Origin of the sequence: Phenylobacterium deserti (assembly GCF_003254705.1) — a bacterium.
In the GTDB taxonomy this organism is placed as follows: Bacteria; Pseudomonadota; Alphaproteobacteria; order Caulobacterales; family Caulobacteraceae; genus Phenylobacterium; species Phenylobacterium deserti.
In genome coordinates, this window is the sequence record NZ_QFYR01000004.1 from 273186 (window position 1) to 292707 (window position 19522).

Sequence of the window (19522 nt, forward strand, 5' to 3'; positions counted from 1 at the left end):
GCCCTCAGGCCGCGGCCGCTTCGCCCACCACAGCCCGGGCCAGCGCCTCGGCGACCTTGATGCCGTCGACCGCCGCCGAAAGGATGCCGCCGGCGTAGCCCGCGCCTTCGCCGGCCGGGAACAGCCCGCGCACGTTCAGGCTCTGGAAGTCCGCCCCGCGCGTGATCCGCACGGGCGCGGAGGTACGCGTCTCCACGCCCGTCAGCACCGCCTGGGCGTCGTCATAGCGGGGAATCTTGCGCCCGAAGACCGGCAGCGCCTCGCGCATGGCCTCGACCACATAGTCCGGCATGATGGCCGCGAGGTCGGTGGGCGTCACTCCCGGGCGGTAGCTCGGGATCACCTCGCCCAGCGCAGTCGAAGGGCGGCCCGCCAGGAAGTCGCCCACCAGCTGGCCCGGCGCGAAATAGTTTCCGCCGCCCGCCACGAAGGCACGGCTCTCCAGCTCCCGCTGCAGCTCGATCCCGGCCAGCGGATGGTCGCTCGGATAGTCCTCCGGCGAGATGCCCACGACGAAGCCGGAATTGGCGTTCCGCTCGTTGCGCGAATACTGGCTCATGCCGTTGGTCACAACGCGGCCGGGCTCGCTTGTCGCCGCCACCACCGTCCCGCCCGGGCACATGCAGAAGCTGTAGACCGTCCTCCCGTTGCGGCAGTGGTGCGACAGCGAATAGGCCGCCGCGCCCAGGTCCGGGTGCCCGGCGCAGGGCCCGAACAACGCCCGGTCGATCCAGGACTGCGGGTGCTCGATTCGGAAGCCAATGGAGAACGACTTGGCCTCGATGTGGACGCCCCGATCGTAAAGCATCTGGAAGGTGTCGCGTGAGGAATGGCCCACCGCCATCACCACCTGATCGGCCTCGATGAACTCGCCGGTCTGCAGGTGCACGCCGCGCACGCGCTTGTGGCCGTCCGGGCCACGTTCCAGCTCCAGGTCCGTGACCCGGCTCTGCCAGCGGTACTCACCGCCCAGCCCCTCGATCTTCGCTCGCAGGCTTTCCACCATGGTCACTAGGCGGAAGGTGCCGATGTGCGGGTGCGCCTCGGTCAGGATCTCCTCAGGCGCGCCGGCCTGAACGAACTCGGTCAGCACCTTGCGGCCCAGGAACCGCGGATCCTTGATCTGGCTGTAGAGCTTGCCGTCGGAGAAGGTCCCCGCCCCGCCCTCGCCGAACTGGACGTTGCTCTCGGGGTTCAGCTCGCTGCGCCGCCAAAGGCCCCAGGTGTCCTTGGTTCGCTCGCGCACGACCTTGCCCCGGTCCAGGATGATCGGCCGAAAGCCCATCTCCGCCAGGATCAGGCCGGCGAACAGGCCGCATGGCCCCGCCCCGATCACCACCGGCCGCAGGCTCCTGGCCGGCGGCGCGCTCGCCACATGGCGATAGGCGGTGTCCGGCGTCGGCCGCACGTGCGGGTCGCCCGCAAGCCGCTTCAGCACCTGCGCCTCGCCCTTCACCTCGGCGTCGACGATGTAGACCTTCAGGATCGACGTCTTCTTGCGCGCGTCATGCGCCCGCTTCCACACCGACCAGCGCAGCAGGTCGCGTTCGCCCACGCCCAGCTTGCTGGCGATCGCCGCCGGCAGAGCCTCCGGTGCATGGTCGAGGGGCAGCTTGAGTTCCGAGATCCGCAGCATTGCGCCTATTTAGCCGCTCTGCGGTCAACGTGCATGGGGCTGCGGCATCGGCGTTGCTTCTGGGGCGCATCCAACGGCTATGGCCGTGAAACGATTGAACAACCGGACGAAGCCGTTAGGGTGCTACTCGTGCTAGATCGCAACGCTTCGCCAGAACCCGCCACGGCGTCGTCTCCCCTGGAGGACATCGCCCACCTGCCGGATGTGCAATCGATCCTGCAGGTCTGCGCCCGGGTGACAGGCATGCGCTACACCGTGGTCGCGCACGTCACGGACAAGCGGTGGCTCGCCTGCGCCGTCCTAGACGAGGTAGATTTCGGTCTGCCCGTCGGCGGCGAACTGCCCATCAAGACGACCCTCTGCGACGAAGTTCGCGCCGGCCGCGAGACCATCGCCTTCGATCACGCCTCGGCCGACCCCCGCTGGCGCGACCACCACACGCCCAAGGCCTACGGCCTGGAAAGCTATATCGCCGTGCCGATCATCCTGTCGGACGGAGAGTTCTTCGGCACCCTTTGCGCCATCGACCCCAAGCCGGCGCGAGCGTCGGCGCCCGAAACCGTCGCGATGTTCGAGCTGTTCGCCAAGCTGATCGCCGCCCAGCTTGAGGCCAGCCGCCGCCTGGCGGTCTCTGAAGCGGCCCTTCTCGATGCGCGCGAGACCGCCGACCTGCGCGACCAGTTCATCGCCGTACTCGGCCACGACCTGCGCAATCCGCTCGCCGCCATCGACGCCGGAACCGCCCTGCTCGCCCAGCCCGAGCCGGAGAGCAGGACCGACTCGATCCTGGGCGAGATGCGCAACTCGGTGCGGCGCATGGAGCGGCTGATCAACGACGTGCTCGACTTCGCCCGCGGCCGCCTGGGCGGGGGCTTGAGCCTTCGCCGCCGCCACGCCGACGACCTGCCGCAGATGCTGGCGCAGGTGGTCGAGGAGGTTCGGGCCGCCCATCCGCACGCAACCATCCTGACCTCGATCGAGATCGCCTCGCCCGTGTCCGGCGATCCCGACCGGCTGGCGCAGCTGACGTCCAACCTGTTGGCCAACGCCGTCACCCACGGCGATCCGCGCCACCCGGTTCGGCTTGACGTGCGCGCCGGCGACCGCCTGTTCGAGCTGTCCGTCGCCAACCACGGCCAACCGATCCCCGACCACATCCGCCCCCGCCTGTTCCAGCCCTTCAATCGCAAGGGCTCGGGCGAGGTGCGCGAGGGGCTGGGCCTTGGCCTCTACATCTGCAGCCAGATCGCCGCCGCGCATGGCGGCTCCCTGAACGTCACCTCCGACGAACGCGAGACCCGCTTCGACTTCCGCATGCCCCTGCCGGCCAGCGCCAAGCCGGCCCAGACGCTGCAGGCGGTGGGCTGATCCGGCTCGGGGGAGCCCCGCTAGAACGGCCCCATGCCCCCGGCCGGCGGCCCCTCTTCCATGGACTGCTGCGGTCGGCGCGAATTTGTCCCCGAGCCGAAGCTGTAGCGCAGGCTGACGAAGACGGCGCGGCTGGCGAAGTCCACTTTGGTTCGGGCGCGCAGGACCGGGGTGTCGATCACCGTCTCCTGGCGCATGGTTTCGAACAGGTCCTGCACCTGCACCACGCCGGTCCAGTTCTTGTTGAACTTGTGCCGGTAGGCGACCATCACCATCCCGCTGGGCTTCTGATAGCCCTGGGGCGTGAACACCTTGCCCCGGCCAAAGCCATTGACCTGGATCTGGTCCGCCGCCGTCACCTGCCAGCTGACCGAGAAGTTGCCCTGGTAGGTCCAGCCGGACTGGGTCTGGGTGTAGCCGAAGGTGGTGCCCTCGACCTCAGTCCAGTAGCCGTTGCCGCTCAGGCTGTAGAAGATCTTCGGCCCACGACGCCCATTGGCCACCAGCTCCAGGCCGCCGGCCTGGCTGCCGGTCAGGTTCTCGCGCCGGGTGAGCAGGATGCCGTCGCCGATGTCGCGGGTGACGTCGGTCACCCCGTTGCGGCTGTCACGCCAGTAGAGTGTGCCCAGCAGGAACGCGCCGTTCTTGCGGTACTGCCAGATGGCCTCGTAGCTGTCGGTCTCCTGCGGCTTCAGCCCAGGATTGCCCTGCCTGTAGTTGAACGGGTCCTGGAACTGGCGGGCGGGATTGAGGTCCTGCAGCTGCGGCCGCTGGATCCGCCGGCTGTAGCTGGCCGTGACCTGCTGTGCGTCGCTGATCCGGTACTGCAGGTGCAGGCTGGGATAGGCCATCAGGTAGTCGTTGCCGCCGCTGACTCGATCGGTCAGCTGGTCGGCGTCCAGCTCGGTCAGCTCGACGCGCAAGCCGCCCAGGACGCCGAAGTCGCCCATCCGGTGCTCGTAGGTGCCGTAGAGCCCGTGGACCTGCTGGTCGACCTTGAAGCGGTAGGTGTAGCGAAGGTCCGCCGTGCGCGGCAGCGGCTCGGTCCCCCGGAACTGGTAGTTGTCGTAGTCGGAGCGGCTGATCTCGAGATTGTAGCCCGCCACCAGCCGGTCCGCCTCGCCCACCGGCCGCTTGTACTCGGCCTTGGCCTCGGTCTTGTCGAGGTCATCGGTGCGGTAGAACTGGGCGTAGGGCCCGGCCAGCGCCGGCGTGGCGTCGGTGAAATAGGCCGCGCGGAACTTGCGGGTGGTCCGCTCCTGGCTGACGTCGAAGGTGAAGAGGTGCTCGTCGCCGGAGAACTTGCGGCGGTAGCCGGCCGACAGCTCGCCGTTGGAGAACCGGTTCTGGGTCAGGCCTTCGGTGGTCGCCGAGTTGAACAGCTGGCCTTCGTTGTCCAGGCCCGCGCCGACGCCCAGGGAGGTGCTCTCGTTCTCGTTGGTGGTGAGCCGGATTTCGCCGCTGAAGCGGGTAAGGTCGTCCTTGTCGTAGTCGAGGCTCGCGCGGGCGTTGCGGCTGTCGCTGCGGCTGCGGATGTCGGTGAGGTTGCGGTTGTCGAAGAAGCGGTTGTTGTAGAGCCGCGTGCGCTCGTCCAGGTACGTGACGTCCCGCTCGTCGTGCCACACGCCCGCATCGGCGCTGAAGCCGATCTTCTTGGAATTGTAGGCGTAGCTGACGCCGCCGTTGTAGCGGCCCTCGTTGCCCTGGGCGACCCGGACCGAGCCCGTCTGCCCGCCGCCCCGCCCCTTCTTGGTGATCAGGTTGATCACCCCGCCCGAGCCGTCCGGCCGGATGGCGGCGGAGGGATTGGTCATCACCTCCACCCGCTCGAACTGGTCGGCCGGCAGCTGCTGCAGGGCGGTCGCGCGGCTCTCGCCTCGGAACATGCCGGACGGCTTGCCGTCGATCATGATGGTGACGTTGGCGTCGCCGCGCAGCGTCAGGTTGCCTTCCAGGTCCACCTGCACCGAGGGCACGTTGCGCAGGGCGTCGCCGATGGATCCGGCGGTCGCCTGCAGGTCGTTGGCCAGACTGTAGCTGCGTCGATCGATGGAGGTGCGGGTCTCGTTCCCCTGCGCCGTCACGGTGATCCCGCTGACGGTGCCGGGCTCGGCCGCGCGCTGAGCGTTCGAGCTGGCGGGCGCCGGGGTCGTCGGACGCGCCGGCGTCGTAGCCTGCCCCGTGCTCTGAGCCTGTGCGTGCGCCATCGGACCGGCCAGCACCGCCGCGGCCGCAGCCGCAACTCCATACCCCTGCATCCATCCCCCCGGACAGGCTACTCAAAACCACGCTCGCCGCCACTTACGGTCGAAGTATGGCGCGATTCAATGAATGCGGGATCAAGCTCACGACCGAACTTCAGCTTCAGCCGCCACCTCCGATGTGGCGCGGGCGTTTCGCGCTCGATTGCTTTAGCGCTACACCAGCTTTCGGCGGTGGCGAGCGCGTGGCGGGCAAATCCGATGAACAGGCGAACACGGGCGAGCCGCAGCACGCTTCAGGCCGTCGCGGATGTGGCCGGCGTCTCCGCCATGACTGTCTCGAACGTCGTCAATGGCTCCGGGCGTGTCGGCAAGGAGACCCGGGAGCGGGTGCTGGCGGCCATTCACTCGCTTGGCTACGTGCCGAACCTTGCCGCGCGTAGGTTGGTCGGTGCGCGCGCCACGCGCCTGGGCCTGATCTGCCCCAGCACGAACGGCGTGTTCATCAACTCGGCCATCGCGGCGGTCGCGATGGAGGCGGCCGAAGCGGGATTGCAGCTGATGATCCGTCGGCTGGAGGACCCGTCGAGGGCTTCCGCTGAAGGGGCCGCCGAAGATCTGGTGCGCTCAGGGGCGGACGCCCTGCTGCTCATCCCGCCATTCGCCGAACGGCTAAGCGGAAGCGAGCGGCTCGCCCGCCTGAACGTCGCTGTGGCCGCCATGGCGACCGCCAGCGCCCTGCCCGACATGGCGACGGTTCGCATCGATAACACCGCGGCGGCACGTGCCCTCACCGCCCGTTTGATCAGCCAGGGTCACACCCTTATCGGGCTGATCGCCGGGCCGCCGGATCATTCCGACAGCCTTGCTCGGCAAGCCGGCCATCGGGCCGCCCTGCGCGCCTTTGGTCTGGCTCATGATCCGGACCTGGTGGTCGAGGGCGCGTTCACCTTCGAGACCGGCCGCGCCGCCGCCGAGCGGCTGCTCGACCGAGCGCCTCGCCCCTCCGCCATCGTCGCAGCCAACGACGACATGGCCGCAGGCGCGCTTTGGGCCGCGCACCAGCGCGGCCTCTCTCTTCCTGACGATCTGGCGGTTGCGGGTTTTGACGACACCCTGCTGGCCACTCGGGTCTGGCCGGCCCTGACCACTATCCGGCAGCCGGTCGCGGCCATGGCTCGTGAGGCGCTCCAGCTGATGACGCAGGAGCTCGGGGGCGCCCCTCGTCAGCGCGACGTGGTCCTCGAGTTCACGCTGGTGGAACGTGCGTCCGCCTGAACAGCCGCTTGTGGTTTATCGCTAAACCAATGACGCGTTCCGATCTGCAAAAAGAGGGAACACGCTGATGCGTACCGAGAAGGAAAAGATGCTCGCCGGCGAGCTCTACAACGCCAACTCGCCGGAAGTTCAGGCGGACCAGGCCGCCTGCCACGCATGGCTGGCGCGCTACAACGCCTCACTGGCGGCCGGTGCGCAGGCTCAGCGCGAACTCCTTCGCGAGCTGTTTGGCGAGGTCGGCGAAGGGGCGGTGATCCGCCCGCCCTTCCACTGCGACTACGGCTTCAACATCCGCATCGGCGCCGGCGTCTTCCTCAACTTCAACTGCGTCATCCTGGACGTGGTGGAGGTGGTCATCGGCGACGGAACCCAGATCGGCCCCGGCGTGCAGATCCTCACCGCTGACCACCCGCGCGATCCGGCCGAGCGGGCTTCCGGCCTGGAGTTCGGCCGCCCCATCCGGATCGGCCGCAATGTCTGGATCGGGGCCGGAGCGATCATCCTGCCAGGCGTCACCATCGGCGATGACGCCCTGATCGGGGCCGGCGCCGTGGTCACCCGCGACGTTCCCCCAGGCGCCACCGCCGTCGGCAACCCTGCCCGGGTTCGCGCCTAGTCCCGGTCCGGCGCCCCCAGCGGGAAGTAGTGGCGGAAGCGCCGCGCCTCATCCACCGCCCGGGCGAAGGACGGCCGCTGCAACAGCCGCGCGCGATAGGCCCGCAGGTGCTCGAACCGCGCCGGGATCTCATAGGTCCAATCGGCATAGAACAGCGACGGCGCGGCGGCGCAGTCGGCCAGGGTGAAGGTCTCGCCCACCGTCCAGGTGCGCCCCGCCATACGCGCGTCCAGCCACGCATAGCTGGTGTCCAGCATCTTGCGCGCTTCCTCGACCCCGAACGGGTCGCGCTGGTCCGCCGGCCGCAGGGCGTCGTAGACGAACTTGCCTTGCGGGGTCATGACGTAGTTGTCGAACACCCGGTCGAGCATCCGCGCTTCGACTGCGAGGTCGGGGTCCTGCGGGATCAGCTTCACAGGCCCGGCGTGACGCACCTGCAGGTGCTCAATGATCGTGGAGGCCTCCAGCACCACGCGCCCCTCGTCGCGCAGGATCGGAAACCGCTTCATCGGCCACAGGGCGGCGAACTCTTCGCCGACCCCAGGCTCCTCCAGCATCCGATAGGTGAACGGCACGTCGTTCTCATAGAAGGCGATCAGCGCCTTCTGGCAGTACGACGAGAACGGATGGGCGAAGAGCTCCAGGCTCACGTGAAAGCCCTCGCATCCTTGCCTTCCAGCAATGCGACCAGGTTGTCGACGTGCCAGGCCGTGCCGTGCTCGCGACCCTTCACCGCCTCCATGCCGCCGCTGAAGTACGAGCCCTGTTCGGTGTGGATCAGGCGGGTCCGCCCGCCCTCGGGGCGAAGCTCCAGCGTCTGCAGCGACACCGACAGCTTCTCGTCGTTGTGGAACAGGTCATAGACCAAGATGATCCGCTCGTTCTCCACGATGTCGTGGTAGGTCGCCTGGAAGTCGCTGGTCATGCCGCTGGGCCAGCGGGCGCGGAAGCGTTCCTTGCCGCCGACCCGGAAATCGAAGTCGCGGTCCAGGGTCACGATGTCGGAAGGCGCCTTGAACCAGGCGCTCTTGGCCTCAAGGCTCGCGTAGGCGGCGAAGACCCGTGCCGGCGATGCGTTCAGCACCCGCTCGATGACGAAGGTGGCGTTGGTGATGCTCATCGGTCGTTCTCCTCCGCGGCAGTCTGGGCCAGATAGGCCTCCAGCTGGTCGTACTGCTGCTCCCAGAAGCGCTTGCGCTCGGCGATCCAGCGCTCGACCTGGGTCATCGTCTTGATCTCCAGCGTGCAGGTGCGCACGCGGCCCACCTTCTCGCTTTTCACCAGCCCGGCCTCTTCCAAGACCTTCAGGTGCTGGACCACCGCGGACAGGGTCATCGGCAGCGGCTTCGCCAGTTCGCTGACCGAGGCCGGACCAAAGCTCAGGCGCTCCACCATGGCGCGGCGGCCCGGATCGGAAAGGGCCTGGAACGCCAGGTCGAGCGGTTCGGATTGATACTGTAGCATTCGCTTAAGTGTTGGAGCTTCGGCCAGGCGAGTCAAGCGGCGCCGTGGATTGCCGATCCTTAAGTTGCCCGCCCGCCCCTCCCCGGCTCCACTGCAAACGAAGCGTTGGGGGGCGTCACATGCGTGGATGGGAGTGGATGGTGGCGGCCGCCCTGCTGGTCGGATCGACGCCCGCGCTCGCCCAGCCCGCGCCGCTCGACCCGGAAGGCGTCCTGGTGGAAGAGCTGGTCGTCAGCGCCCGCCTGACCGGCCCGGCTTGGTGGAAGGTCAGCGACGAAGACAGCACCGTCTACGTCATGGCCACGCCGGCCCTGGCGACCAAGGACCTGACCTTCGACACCTCCGTGCTGGAGCGCTGCCTGGAAGGCGCCGAGCACCTGATCATCGGCGGGCAGATCGAGCCTCACCCGGTCCGGCTGATGGCCCTGCTGATGACCGGCCGCAAGACGTTCGCCTCCAAGGAGCCGATGTCCCGCACCTTGCCGCCCGAGCTGCGCCAGAGGCTCGAGGCCCGCCTCAGGGCCATGGGCGCCGAACCCGACGAGATGGACAACCTGAAGCCCGCCTTCGCCGGCTTCGTCCTGGCCAACAGCGGCGACGATCGTTTCATCCAGATCGAGCTGTCGGGCGTCAGCCGCAAGGTCGAGAAGATCGCCCGCTCGTCGAAGATCCGGGACAGGCCGCGCATCCGGAAGCTCGATGGCTACGACCTGCCGGCCAACCTGTCAGCCCTGGCCGGCCTGCCGCCGGCCCAGCAGCGGGCCTGCCTGGAAGACGGTTTGCGGCAGGCGGAAAGCGGCGCCGGCGGCCTGCGCGAAGTCAGCCAGCGCTGGGCCGTGGGCGACGCCGCCTTCCTGTCCCAGGCCGACCGAGGCTTCGGGCGCTGCCTGGCCAACACGCCCCGTATCGCCGGCGAGATCCGCGCCGGCATTGTGGCCTCCACGGCGGCGATCGCCGACGCCCTGAAAACTCCGGGCAAGTCCGTGGCGTTGGTGGAATTCCGCCCCCTGCTCGCTGAAGATGGGGTCTTGGATCGTCTTCGCGCCCGCGGTTTCAAGGTCGAAACACCCGAGTAGATTGCAAGCTTCGAAAGCCACTCTTCCGAGCCGCCCGATCTCAAGTTGCAATAACGGACCTGCGCGCATCCGCCGCAGCCTTTGCTCCTTTGCGATGAAATCTCGAATAGATGCAAAGCCGAGGCGCTGCACCGTGCATTGCCCTTGCGGACTCATTCCAGCTTTTCGGCCACAACCTGGCAACCTGAAGTTACGGGCTTAGCACTTCTGAAAGCTGCACCATAAGAATACTCCGACTAAGCGCAGCCGCCACAAGCACTCGCGTGAAAGTTTGGTTTCCGGGGCTCAACTCATGCGTCTGTCCGACCTGTCCATTTCACGCAAACTGACGGGTGCGTTCGCCGTGCTTGTGGCGATCAGCGTCATCTCTTCGGCAGCCAGCATCACCAACATGCGTGGCGTTGCGCAGGCGACCCGCTGGAACAACCACACGCACGAGGTTCTCGCCGCCGCCGCTAAGGTGGGCGCCAGCCTGGTGGACCAGGAGACCGGCGTGCGCGGCTACCTGATCGCGGGCGACGACAAGTTCCTGGAGCCCTTCGAGGCCGGCCGTAAGACCTATGGCGAGGCGCTGGCCGAGCTGAAGAACCTGACGGCCGACAACGCCGCCCAGCAGGCCCGCATCGACACCCTGGCCAAGGCCGCGGACGGCTGGCTGCAAAAGGTCGCCCAGGTCGAGATCCAGGCCATGAAGGATCCCGCCACCGTCGAGGGGGCCCGCCGCATGGAAGCCTCCAGCGCCGGCAAGGCCTACATGGACCAGGTCCGCGCGACACTCGCCGAGATCAGCGCGGTCGAGCAGGACCTGCTGACCAAACGTGCGGCGGCTCAGCAGGCCGACCAGGCGCGGGCCGAACTCACCCTGATCATCGGCGGCATCGCCGGCGTTCTCGCCGCGATCGGCATCGCCTGGGTGATGAGCCGCGCCATCGCCACGCCCATCAACGGCCTCAACCGCGCCATGCAGCGGCTGGCCGAGGGCGACCTCGACGCCGAAGCCCCGGGCGCGGACCGCCGCGACGAGGTGGGCGCCATGGCCCGCACGGTTCAGAGCTTCAAGGATGCGGCCATCGAGAAGCTGCGCCTCCAGGGCATGACCGCCGAGCAGGCCAAGGCCGCCGAAGAAGACCGCCGCCGCCAGGAAGCCGCGAAGGCCGAAGCCGCCCGCCAGCAGGCGCAGGTGGTGGATAGCATCGCCACCGGCCTGGAGAAGCTGTCCTCGGGCGAGCTGACCTTCCGCCTGAACGAGGCCTTCGCGCCCGAGTACGAAAAGCTCCGCGCCGACTTCAACGGGGCCATGACCACCCTGCAGGACACCATGAAGGTGATCAGCGGCGCGACTCTGGGCATCCGCTCCGGCGCCGACGAGATCACCCAGGCGTCTGACGACCTGTCCAAGCGCACCGAGCAGCAGGCCGCCAGCCTGGAAGAGACCGCCGCAGCCCTGGACGAGATCACCGCCACGGTCCGCAAGACTTCGGAAGGGGCGACCCACGCCCGCGCCGTGGTCTCCACCGCCAAACAGGACGCCGAACACTCCGGCCGGGTGGTGCGCGACGCCATGGCCGCCATGTCGGGCATCGAGCAGTCGTCCAGCCAGATCGGCAACATCATCGGAGTGATCGACGAGATCGCCTTCCAGACCAACCTCCTGGCCCTGAACGCCGGGGTGGAAGCGGCCCGCGCGGGCGACGCCGGCAAGGGCTTCGCCGTGGTCGCCTCCGAGGTGCGCGCGCTGGCCCAGCGCTCCGCCGACGCCGCCAAGGAGATCAAGACCCTGATCTCCGCCTCCAGTGCTCAGGTCGAACAGGGCGTCGCCCTAGTTGGCCAGACCGGCGAGGCCCTGACCCGGATCGTCGCCCAGGTCACGGACATCAACAGCGTGGTCTCGGAGATCGCCGCCTCGGCCCAGGAGCAGGCCACCGGCCTGCAGCAGGTCAACACCGCGGTGAACCAGATGGACCAGGTGACCCAGCAGAACGCCGCCATGGTCGAGGAATCCACCGCAGCCGCCCACAGCCTGGCCAAGGAAACGCAGGAGCTCTCGCGCCTGATGGGCCGCTTCGAAGTGGGCGGCTCACACGTGGTCTCGCCAGGCCAGCGCGCACCTGCCGCTCACCGCCCGGCGCACGCGCCACAGCCTGCCATGAAGACGCTTTCCACCCACGCGGGCGGCGGCGGCGCCCTGCGCAAGGCCGACGCCCAGTCTCAACCCGACAGCTGGGAAGAATTCTAGGGATCTTCAGCGCCCTGGCGGTCCCGGCTCAGCCGCGGGCCGCCTCGGCGCGAAATGCTAGTCGTCGGTGTCCAGCGCGGCGATGGCGGACTTGGCGAAGCCGTCGATGGCGTCGGACCTTTCTGCCAGAGCCAGCCACAGCTCCTCTTCTTCACGGTGCAGCTCGCGCGCGCTTTGCGTCCTCGCTTCCGCGGCGGCCCGCGCGCTTGTGGCGGCGTTGATCCGATAGATGTCGCGATCGTCCGACATGTTGGCGGCTCCCGTACAGCAAAGCTGCCCGACACCGCGGCCTGTTGTCTATCTCGTTTGATATATCACTTGAGCTCGCCGCGGGATTCCCGCAGCGCCTGGAGCACCAGCATGGCGGTCTCGGACGGGCGCCCCTTGCGCACAAACACCGCGCCTTCCACCGCGTGCTCGGCGATCGCCATCGGCTCTCCGCTCACATAGACGACGGCGATGTCGGGCCGCAGGCGCCGGGCCGCACGGGCCACGTCGAAGCCCGTCGTGCCGAAGCCCAGGTTCAGGTCCGTGATGATCGCGTCCAGCGGCTCGTCGGCTTCCAGCGCATGGTAGGCGCCGAGGTCGGTGTGGGCCCGGGTGACGGTCGCGCCGCCGCGCCGCAGCCATTCCTCCAACAGCTCCACGTCGGCGGCGGCGTCATCCACCAGCAGAATTCGCACGGCGCCTCCTGGTCGCGAGCCCCCACCCGCTCTTGATGTCGTGCCAGAGCCCACCTGCCGCTGCAACCCGGGCCAGGATCGCTCGTCGAAGTTCGGGCCGGAAGTGTCGTAGGTTAGCCGGCTCACGCCCCGTTGACTTGAGCCGACCAACAGGCGGGCGCCACCTTGAGGTGCAGCACCTCAGGTCCGACCTGATCTGCCGACATTCAGTTCATCGCTTGCGTGTTTCTCACCGCAAGGAACTTCGCCATGGCGTGCAGTCAAACGGCAGCGCGTGATGAAGCGGTCTCGGGGCCGGCCCAGCAGCCGCTTCGCGTGGTCGTTGTCGACCTGAACAACTTCTCCACCTTCCCGACCCTGGCCATCGGCATTCTCCTGGCGTCCTTGCGCAACGCAGGGATCAAAGCCGACCTGCTGTCCCCGCTCGCGGACGACGTGCCGGCGGTGGAGCGGGAGCGGCCCGACAGCTACTTCGACCATCTCGCCAGGCGGCTGCACTTCGCCACCGGCCCCATGAAGATGGCCAGGGACATCGCCCATTCCGCCTACTACTGGCGGCAGAACCGGCCTCATCCGAAGGTCCTGTCGATGGTCTCCCGAGCGTTGGCGGACAAGCCGGACGCCATCCTGCTCTCGGCCTATCTGCAGCACTTCAACACCGTCCAGGCGCTGGCCGCGCTCGCCGCGGCGGCGAAGACGCCGGTGCTTCTGGGCGGGCCCGTCTTCAACCTGCCCAGCGTCGCCGAAGCCTGGCGCGGCATACCGGGTCTCAGCGCCATCGTTGGCGCGGAGGCCGACCTGGTCCTGCCGGACATCGTGCGCGCCCTGTGCCGCGGCGGCGATCTGACCGCGTTCGAAGGCGTCGCCCTGCCGGACGGCCGGCGCACCGTGCAGGCCCGGCCGCTTCGCCCGCTCAACCCGATGCTGGTGCCCGACTTCACCGACTTCCCGTGGGAGCGCTACAGGGTCCGCATCGTGCCCCTGATGGCGGGCCGCGGCTGCCAGTGGGACCGCTGCACCTTCTGCAGCGACATCACCTCGGTCTCCGGTCGGACCTTCCGCAACCGGACCGTCGAAGGCGTCATGCACGAGATGCGCGAGCAGTCTCGCCGCCACCAGACCCGCAACTTCATGTTCCTGGACCTGAAGCTGAACTCCAACCCGCACCTCCTGCGCGGCATCGTCGAGAACGTGCAGAGCAACGTCCCCGGCGCGCAGTGGATCGGCACCGTTCATGTGGACCAGCGCCCCGACAACGGCCTGAGCCCGACCGACCTGAAGGCCGCCGTGAGCGCCGGAATGCGCCGCGTCAGCTTCGGCCTCGAAAGCGGCAGCCAGCGCATGCTGGACCTGTTCGACAAGGGCTGCACCGTCGAGGGCAACAGCGAGTTCATTCGCACGGCCTATGACGCGGGGCTCAGCGTCCGCTGCACCATGTTCAGCGGCTATCCCGGCGAGACGGCCCGCGACCTGGAGCTGACGTCCGAGTTCCTCGGCCGCCACAACCGCTACATCGACCGGGTCCGCTTCAACGCCTTCTCCCTGCACGAGGGCACGTTGATCCACGACCAGATCAGCCGCTCGCCCGCCGCCTTTCCTGACGTCCGCCTGGGCGAGCCCAGCGCCCGCTACGGCCGCCGCGCCTTCGTCAACAAGGCCGAGCGCTCCCCCGCCTACCGCCGCGCGCGGGAGCGCGTGCTGGACGCCGTCTACGCCATCAACAGCCGCGCCATCCGCGCTTCGGCGCGCGAGTTCGACGGGCTGATGTGAGCGCCCGATGTCCGAACTCCGCGCCAGCCAAGCCACTACGCGCCGCCCAGGGCCCGAGCTGAACGTCTGCCTGTTCAACAGCGACGATCCGCGTGGCGGCAAGATCGGCGGCACCAGCACCTACGTCCGCGACTTCATCACCTACTGCCCCGCCGACCTCCGCCTGCTCGTGGTCGCGCCCGACGAGATCGGCGACCTGCAGCCTGGAACGGTCAACCGGGTGACGTTTCGCGGCCGGGCCATCGACTTCCTGCCGCTCTACCGGGCCCCCACCGCCTACAACGACTATCCGGACAGCATCGCGGGATCGGAGACCTTCCGCTTCGCCCGAGCCCTTCTTCGACATTGGCCCCGCCTCCGCAGCGTCCTCCAGGCCGGGCGCTATTCGGTCGAGATCCGCCGCGTGGAGCTCTCGCCCATCGCCTGGTCCCTGGGCCGGCCCTTCATCCAGATGGTGCACGTCTGGGGTCGCAAGGATCAGCCGATGAGCTCGATCCTCGGCCGCCACACCGCCCTGCGCGGCCTGCTGGAAGCGTTCGCCGCCACCACCGCCGCGCGCTTCTTCTCGGTGAACCCGCAGATGACCGCCATGTACCGGCGCGCCTTCCCCTGGGCCGCCCGCAAGATGGCGACGCTCACCACCTGGGCCGATCCCGCCACCTACCGCCCTGCCCCGTTCGACCTTTCGGACGACCGGATCCGGCTGGCCTATGTCGGACGCGCCGACCGCTTCAAGCGCCTGGATCTGCTGTTCGACGTGGTGGCGGAGCTGTCCCGGATCGCGCCCGCACCGGTCGAGCTCCACTACGTCGGCGACGGCGACCTGCCCTCCATCCCCGGCTACGAGCGCGTCGCGCCCCTTGTCGTGGACCACGGCGTGCTGCGGCCGGCCGAGATCGCCGCCGTCTGGGGCAAGGCGCACATCGGCCTGCTCACCTCCGAGTTCGAAGGCATGCCGCGCGCCCTGCTCGAAGCGCTGTCCTGCGGCCGGCCCGTCGCCGCCCTGCACCTGCCCCAGCTGGAGGCCGTCATCTCCCCCGGCGTCAGCGGCGCCCTGGTCGCCCGCTCTCCCGATCAGGCCCAGGACATGGCCGCCGCGGTGCTGCAGCTCTACGCCGCCATCCGCGGCGGCCGGATCGATCCCGCCCGTGTCGCGGCGAGCATGGAGGCCTTCCGTCCCGAACCGCTGCTCGGCGAGGTCTACGCCGCCCACCGCCGCCTCCATCGTCCCCGCGCCGCGCAACGGGAGCTCGACGGGTGGCGCAAGCGCGCGCCGGCTTGAACCCCGCGGCGGGCCACGGATCGGAGCGCCCCCCATGCCCGACATCGTCGCCATCATCGGCTGCGCCCGAAGCGGCAGCACTCTGCTGGAAGGCAAGCTGCAGCAGGCGGCCGACGTCACGGCGCTCGGGGAGGTCGCCCACCTTTGGAGCCGTGGTTTTCTGCGCGACGAGCTGTGCGGCTGCGGCGCGGCCTTCTCCCGGTGCGAGTTCTGGATGGAGGTCCTCGCCCGCGCGTTCGGCAAGCTCCACGCCTCGGACGCCCGCCGCTTCGATGCGGCCTTCCGCACGGCCGTAGGCGGCGTCGTCCACGTGGAGGCCAGGGTCTGGCGCCCCCACGCGGTCGATCCGCTGTTCGCAGACCTCGCCCGCGCCCTCTACCGCGCCGCTCATCAGGTCGGCGGCGGCAAGACCCTGCTGGACTCCAGCAAGCCCGCCCATTTCGCAGCCTCGATCGCGGCGACCGGCGGCGCTCGCGTGCGGCCGCTGCACCTGTTTCGAAGCCCTGCCCCGAACATCCAGAGCCTGCGCACCGCCAAGCCGCGGCCGCAGGCGCGGGACGCCGCCCACGCCATGATGCCCCGCTCCCGCACCCTGGCTCACGCCATCGCCCACTGGGTGTTTCGGAACGCCCAGGCGAGCAACTTCCTCGACCAGCACAAGGGCCGCAGCCTGACGATCCACTTCGACGCCTTTCGCCGGGACGCCTCGGCGGAGCTCCCGGCCATCATGGCCCGCCTCGGCCTGCCCGCCCGGCGCGCCGGCGACAGCCCGACCTGGCACAGCGTCTCCGGCAACCCGCTGCGCTTCCAGCCGAACGGCCTCGACGTCCGGGCCCAGGACAGGACCTCGGACGGCCTGAACGCCGTCGAACGCGCGCTCGTCCGCGTCCTCACCGGCCGCCAGCAGATGCGCCTGGAAGCCCGCGCCTTCAGACGTGCCTCAACGGACGCCGCAGCCCGTCACGCCGCTTAGGCGCGCTCTCCGCTGGCGCCAGGTCCAGGCGGCAGCTCGCGCGCATCCTCCGGCAAGTCGGTTCGCCCCTGGTCGCCGTCGCTTCCCATGCCGCCGGAAGCGACGCCCAGGTCGTTCAGCGCCTCGCCGCCCGTGGCGCCGTCGCCAAGGCCCGTCCCCGCCGCATTGCCGCGCGACTCGCCGGACCCAAGCCCGCCGCCGATCGCCGAGCTTCCGCCGACGCCGCCGATGTCATGGCCGGGCGAGGCGACGCTGACGCCCTGACCCGTCTGCCCCGTGCTGGGCGCCGCCGCGCCGCTGGGGCCGGACCCGCCTTGCCCAGCTCCTCCGGGAATCTGCTCGTTCATGGTGATCGGCTCCGTCATGTCTGGGTTCAGCCCGCAAACAAGACCCGTCCCTGGGGAGTTCCGGCGCCACACCACCGTCGCAAGACGCCTTCAGCTTGGCGCGCATGACCACGCCCGCCATCGCCGAACGCATCTTCGAAAGCCCGGACGGGCCTGTGCGCCTGCAGATCTTTCCGCCGCAGCCCGACGGACAGGACTGGCGCTGTGACTACGAGATCGAGGGCCTTTCGGGCGAGGGCCAGGGCCACGGCATGGGCGTCGACGGCCTTCAGGCGCTCTACAACGCGCTGCAGGGCGCCCACATCAAGCTGCTGATGTCGGAACACGGGCGCACGGGCCGCCTGACCTGGCTGGAGCAGACCGACCTGACCCTGCCCCTCCCCGCCTACCTGACCGCCGACGACGTCCGCGCCTCGCCGCCCGTCTGAAGCGCCGCTTCGGCGCTTACACCCGCTCGCGTGGCGCAGCTGGGACGAAAAGCCCGCCCGCCGAGGCTGGCGTTCTCCTCGCCCCCGGGGTAGCGGACCGCCCCATGATCCGCCTCGACAATATCTCCAAGCAGAACGGCCACCAGATTCTGTTCATCGAAGCTTCGATGGGCCTCCAGAAGGGTGAGAAGGTCGGGCTGGTCGGCCCCAACGGCGCCGGCAAGACGACGCTGTTCCGCATGATCACCGGCCAGGAACAACCGGATGACGGGCTGGTCGCGATCGATCCGGGCACGACCATCGGCTACTTCAGCCAGGACGTCGGCGAGATGTCGGGTCAGAGCGCGGTCGCCGCGGTGATGGACGGCGTGGGTCCCGTCAGCGCCCTGGCCGCCGAGATGGCGACCCTCGAGGCGGCGATGGTCGATCCCGATCAAGCCGACCAGCTGGACGCCATCATCGAGCGCTACGGGGAGGTGCAGGGCCGGTTCGAGGAGTTGGATGGCTATGCGCTGGAAGCTCGCGCCCGCGAGGTGCTGGCCGGCCTGAGCTTCAGCCAGGAGCGGATGGACGGCGACGTCGGCCTGCTTTCCGGCGGCTGGAAGATGCGCGTGGCCTTGGCCCGCATCCTGCTGATGCGGCCCGACGCCATGCTGCTGGACGAGCCCAGCAACCACCTCGATTTGGAAAGCCTGATCTGGCTGGAGGCCTTCCTGAAGGACTACGGCGGCGCGCTGCTGATGACCTCGCACGACCGGGCCTTCATGAACCGGATCATCGGCAAGGTGGTGGAGATCGACGCCGGCCAGCTGATCACCTACTCCGGCGACCTCGACTTCTACGACCAGCAGCGCGCGCTGAGCGAGCAGCAGCGCCAGGCGCAGTACGAGCGCCAGCAGGCCATGCTGGCCAAGGAGATCAAGTTCATCGAGCGGTTCAAGGCGCGCGCCAGCCACGCCGCCCAGGTCCAGAGCCGGGTCAAGAAACTCGACAAGATCGAGCGAGTCGAACCGCCGCGCCGCCGCCAGTCGGTTCAGTTCGAATTCCGCAGCCCGCCGCGCTCGGGCGACGACGTGATCAGCCTGCGCGGCGTCCACAAGGGCTACGGCGCCCAGCCCATCTATCAGGACCTCGACTTCCTGGTGCGCCGCAAGGAGCGCTGGTGCGTGCTGGGCGCCAACGGGGCCGGCAAGTCGACGCTGCTGAAGCTGGTGGCGGGCGCGGCCGAGCCCGACAAGGGCGCGGTCAGCATCGGGGCCAGCGTCAAGATGGGCTACTTCGCCCAGCACTCCATGGACCTGCTGGACGGCGAGGAGACCATCTTCGAGTCCCTGGACCGCTCCTTCCCGCAGGCGGGTCAGGGCGCCCTGCGCACCCTGGCGGGCTGCTTCGGCTTCTCCGGCGATGACGTGGAAAAGCCCTGCCGCGTTCTGTCCGGCGGCGAGAAGGCGCGCCTGGTCATGGCCAAGATGCTCTTCGATCCGCCGAACCTGCTGGTCCTCGACGAGCCGACTAACCACCTCGACATGGCCACCAAGGAGATGCTGGTCGCCGCCCTCGCGGACTTCGAGGGCACCATGCTGTTCGTCAGCCACGACCGCCACTTCCTGGGCGCCCTGTCGAACCGCGTGCTCGAGCTGACGCCTGAGGGCGTCCACCAGTACGGCGGCGGCTACACCGAGTACGTCGCCCGCACCGGTCAGGAAGCGCCGGGCCTGCACCCGGGCGGCTAACCCCGTCCGGCGCACAAGGGCTGGAACGCCGTTCTCCAACATGCCTAGATGCGCCAGCAACGGAGGGCGTCTTGGCCAAGGTGACGGGGATCGGCGGATTGTTCTTCCGCGGGCAGGATACGACGGCGCTGGCCGCCTGGTACGAGGAGCACCTGGGCGTGCCGGGCTTCTGGGCGCAGGAGGCGGGGCCTACCGTCTTTGCGCCCTTCAAGGCCGACAGCGACTACTTCGCCGCGGACAAGGCGTTCATGATCAACCTGCGGGTCGATGACCTCGACGGCATGATCGCCAAGCTGTCGGCCGCCGGCGTCGCGGTGGAGACCCGTCCGGACGAGTGGGACAATCCGCAGACGGGCCGCTTCGCCCGCATCCACGACCCCGAAGGCAACGCCATCGAGCTCTGGCAGCCGCCGGCCTGATCGAGCAGCGCT

At 68.9% G+C, this 19522-nt stretch carries 19 protein-coding genes; 11 read left to right on the plus strand and 8 right to left on the minus strand.

Translation table 11 applies throughout. The annotated features are described in order from the left end of the window. Nucleotides 1-4 precede the first annotated feature (4 nt). On the minus strand, nt 5-1636 hold the full coding sequence (locus DJ018_RS16035; protein ID WP_111515980.1) for an NAD(P)/FAD-dependent oxidoreductase: 1632 nt from the start codon (nt 1634-1636) through the stop codon (nt 5-7). A 120-nt stretch (nt 1637-1756) separates the two neighbouring features. Between DJ018_RS16035 and DJ018_RS16040 the strand changes: the two genes are divergently transcribed. After that, nucleotides 1757-3004 (plus strand): GAF domain-containing sensor histidine kinase, encoded by a 1248-nt coding sequence (locus DJ018_RS16040; RefSeq protein ID WP_205853790.1) that lies wholly within the window; start codon nt 1757-1759, stop codon nt 3002-3004. 20 nt (nt 3005-3024) lie between these two features. Here the strand turns inward: DJ018_RS16040 and DJ018_RS16045 are convergent, their stop codons facing one another. Next, on the minus strand, nt 3025-5262 hold the full coding sequence (locus DJ018_RS16045) for a TonB-dependent receptor domain-containing protein (protein ID WP_111515982.1): 2238 nt from the start codon (nt 5260-5262) through the stop codon (nt 3025-3027). Nucleotides 5263-5466: 204 nt separating this feature from the next. On the opposite strand from DJ018_RS16045, the gene DJ018_RS16050 reads away from it, so the two are divergent. Next, nucleotides 5467-6483, plus strand: a complete 1017-nt coding sequence (locus DJ018_RS16050; RefSeq protein ID WP_111515983.1) for a LacI family DNA-binding transcriptional regulator — start codon at nt 5467-5469, stop codon at nt 6481-6483. A gap of 67 nt (nt 6484-6550) precedes the next feature. Then, nucleotides 6551-7099 (plus strand): sugar O-acetyltransferase, encoded by a 549-nt coding sequence (locus tag DJ018_RS16055; RefSeq protein WP_111515984.1) that lies wholly within the window; start codon nt 6551-6553, stop codon nt 7097-7099. Here the strand turns inward: DJ018_RS16055 and DJ018_RS16060 are convergent. From DJ018_RS16060 to DJ018_RS16070, 3 genes are read right to left on the minus strand one after another with little or no spacing between them, the layout of a single operon-like run. Beyond that, nucleotides 7096-7749 (minus strand): glutathione S-transferase family protein, encoded by a 654-nt coding sequence (locus tag DJ018_RS16060; RefSeq protein ID WP_205853791.1) that lies wholly within the window; start codon nt 7747-7749, stop codon nt 7096-7098. The two genes, DJ018_RS16055 and DJ018_RS16060, sit on opposite strands and share 4 nt — an antisense overlap. Further along, the gene (locus DJ018_RS16065) at nt 7746-8219 is read right to left on the minus strand and encodes an SRPBCC family protein (RefSeq protein WP_111515985.1); all 474 of its coding nucleotides are present in this window, start codon (nt 8217-8219) and stop codon (nt 7746-7748) included. The genes DJ018_RS16060 and DJ018_RS16065 overlap by 4 nt, the downstream gene beginning before the upstream one ends. Then, complete coding sequence (locus DJ018_RS16070; protein ID WP_111515986.1) at nt 8216-8563, minus strand: ArsR/SmtB family transcription factor; 348 nt, start codon at nt 8561-8563, stop codon at nt 8216-8218. Before DJ018_RS16070 ends, DJ018_RS16065 begins: the two co-directional genes overlap by 4 nt. Nucleotides 8564-8682: 119 nt before the next feature. Here DJ018_RS16070 and DJ018_RS16075 point away from each other — a divergent pair, with 119 nt between their 5' ends. Both DJ018_RS16075 and DJ018_RS16080 read left to right on the plus strand, forming a co-directional pair. Continuing rightward, nucleotides 8683-9639, plus strand: a complete 957-nt coding sequence (locus DJ018_RS16075) for a TraB/GumN family protein (RefSeq protein ID WP_111515987.1) — start codon at nt 8683-8685, stop codon at nt 9637-9639. A gap of 292 nt (nt 9640-9931) precedes the next feature. Next, a complete protein-coding gene (locus tag DJ018_RS16080) occupies nt 9932-11875 on the plus strand; it encodes a methyl-accepting chemotaxis protein (RefSeq protein WP_111515988.1) in 1944 nt (647 codons plus the stop codon). A 57-nt stretch (nt 11876-11932) separates the two neighbouring features. Here DJ018_RS16080 and DJ018_RS16085 read toward each other — a convergent pair whose 3' ends face one another. After that, a complete protein-coding gene (locus tag DJ018_RS16085; RefSeq protein WP_111515989.1) occupies nt 11933-12124 on the minus strand; it encodes a hypothetical protein in 192 nt (63 codons plus the stop codon). A gap of 65 nt (nt 12125-12189) precedes the next feature. After that, the gene (locus DJ018_RS16090; protein WP_165842950.1) at nt 12190-12558 is read right to left on the minus strand and encodes a response regulator; all 369 of its coding nucleotides are present in this window, start codon (nt 12556-12558) and stop codon (nt 12190-12192) included. 249 nt (nt 12559-12807) lie between these two features. Between DJ018_RS16090 and DJ018_RS16095 the strand changes: the two genes are divergently transcribed. Genes DJ018_RS16095 through DJ018_RS16105 form a run of 3 tightly spaced genes read left to right on the plus strand, consistent with a single transcriptional unit; the run spans nt 12808 to nt 16583 of the window. Then, the gene (locus tag DJ018_RS16095) at nt 12808-14328 is read left to right on the plus strand and encodes a B12-binding domain-containing radical SAM protein (protein WP_111515991.1); all 1521 of its coding nucleotides are present in this window, start codon (nt 12808-12810) and stop codon (nt 14326-14328) included. A gap of 7 nt (nt 14329-14335) precedes the next feature. Further along, nucleotides 14336-15610 carry a glycosyltransferase family 4 protein gene (locus DJ018_RS16100; protein ID WP_111515992.1) on the plus strand — a complete coding sequence of 425 codons (1275 nt, stop codon included), beginning with the start codon at nt 14336-14338 and terminating at the stop codon, nt 15608-15610. A 34-nt stretch (nt 15611-15644) separates the two neighbouring features. Then, complete coding sequence (locus DJ018_RS16105) at nt 15645-16583, plus strand: sulfotransferase (RefSeq protein WP_111515993.1); 939 nt, start codon at nt 15645-15647, stop codon at nt 16581-16583. On the opposite strand, the gene DJ018_RS16110 is transcribed toward DJ018_RS16105, so the two are convergent. Then, the gene (locus tag DJ018_RS16110) at nt 16580-16930 is read right to left on the minus strand and encodes a hypothetical protein (RefSeq protein ID WP_133254316.1); all 351 of its coding nucleotides are present in this window, start codon (nt 16928-16930) and stop codon (nt 16580-16582) included. The two genes, DJ018_RS16105 and DJ018_RS16110, sit on opposite strands and share 4 nt — an antisense overlap. A 104-nt stretch (nt 16931-17034) precedes the next feature. Between DJ018_RS16110 and DJ018_RS16115 the strand changes: the two genes are divergently transcribed. The 3 genes from DJ018_RS16115 (at nt 17035) to DJ018_RS16125 (ending at nt 19510) form a co-directional block, all read left to right on the plus strand. Beyond that, nucleotides 17035-17358 (plus strand): DUF6968 family protein, encoded by a 324-nt coding sequence (locus tag DJ018_RS16115; protein WP_111515995.1) that lies wholly within the window; start codon nt 17035-17037, stop codon nt 17356-17358. Between the two features lie 104 nt (nt 17359-17462). Then, the gene (locus tag DJ018_RS16120) at nt 17463-19091 is read left to right on the plus strand and encodes an ABC-F family ATP-binding cassette domain-containing protein (protein ID WP_111515996.1); all 1629 of its coding nucleotides are present in this window, start codon (nt 17463-17465) and stop codon (nt 19089-19091) included. 80 nt (nt 19092-19171) lie between these two features. Next, complete coding sequence (locus tag DJ018_RS16125) at nt 19172-19510, plus strand: VOC family protein (RefSeq protein WP_338066151.1); 339 nt, start codon at nt 19172-19174, stop codon at nt 19508-19510. Nucleotides 19511-19522: the final 12 nt, after the last annotated feature.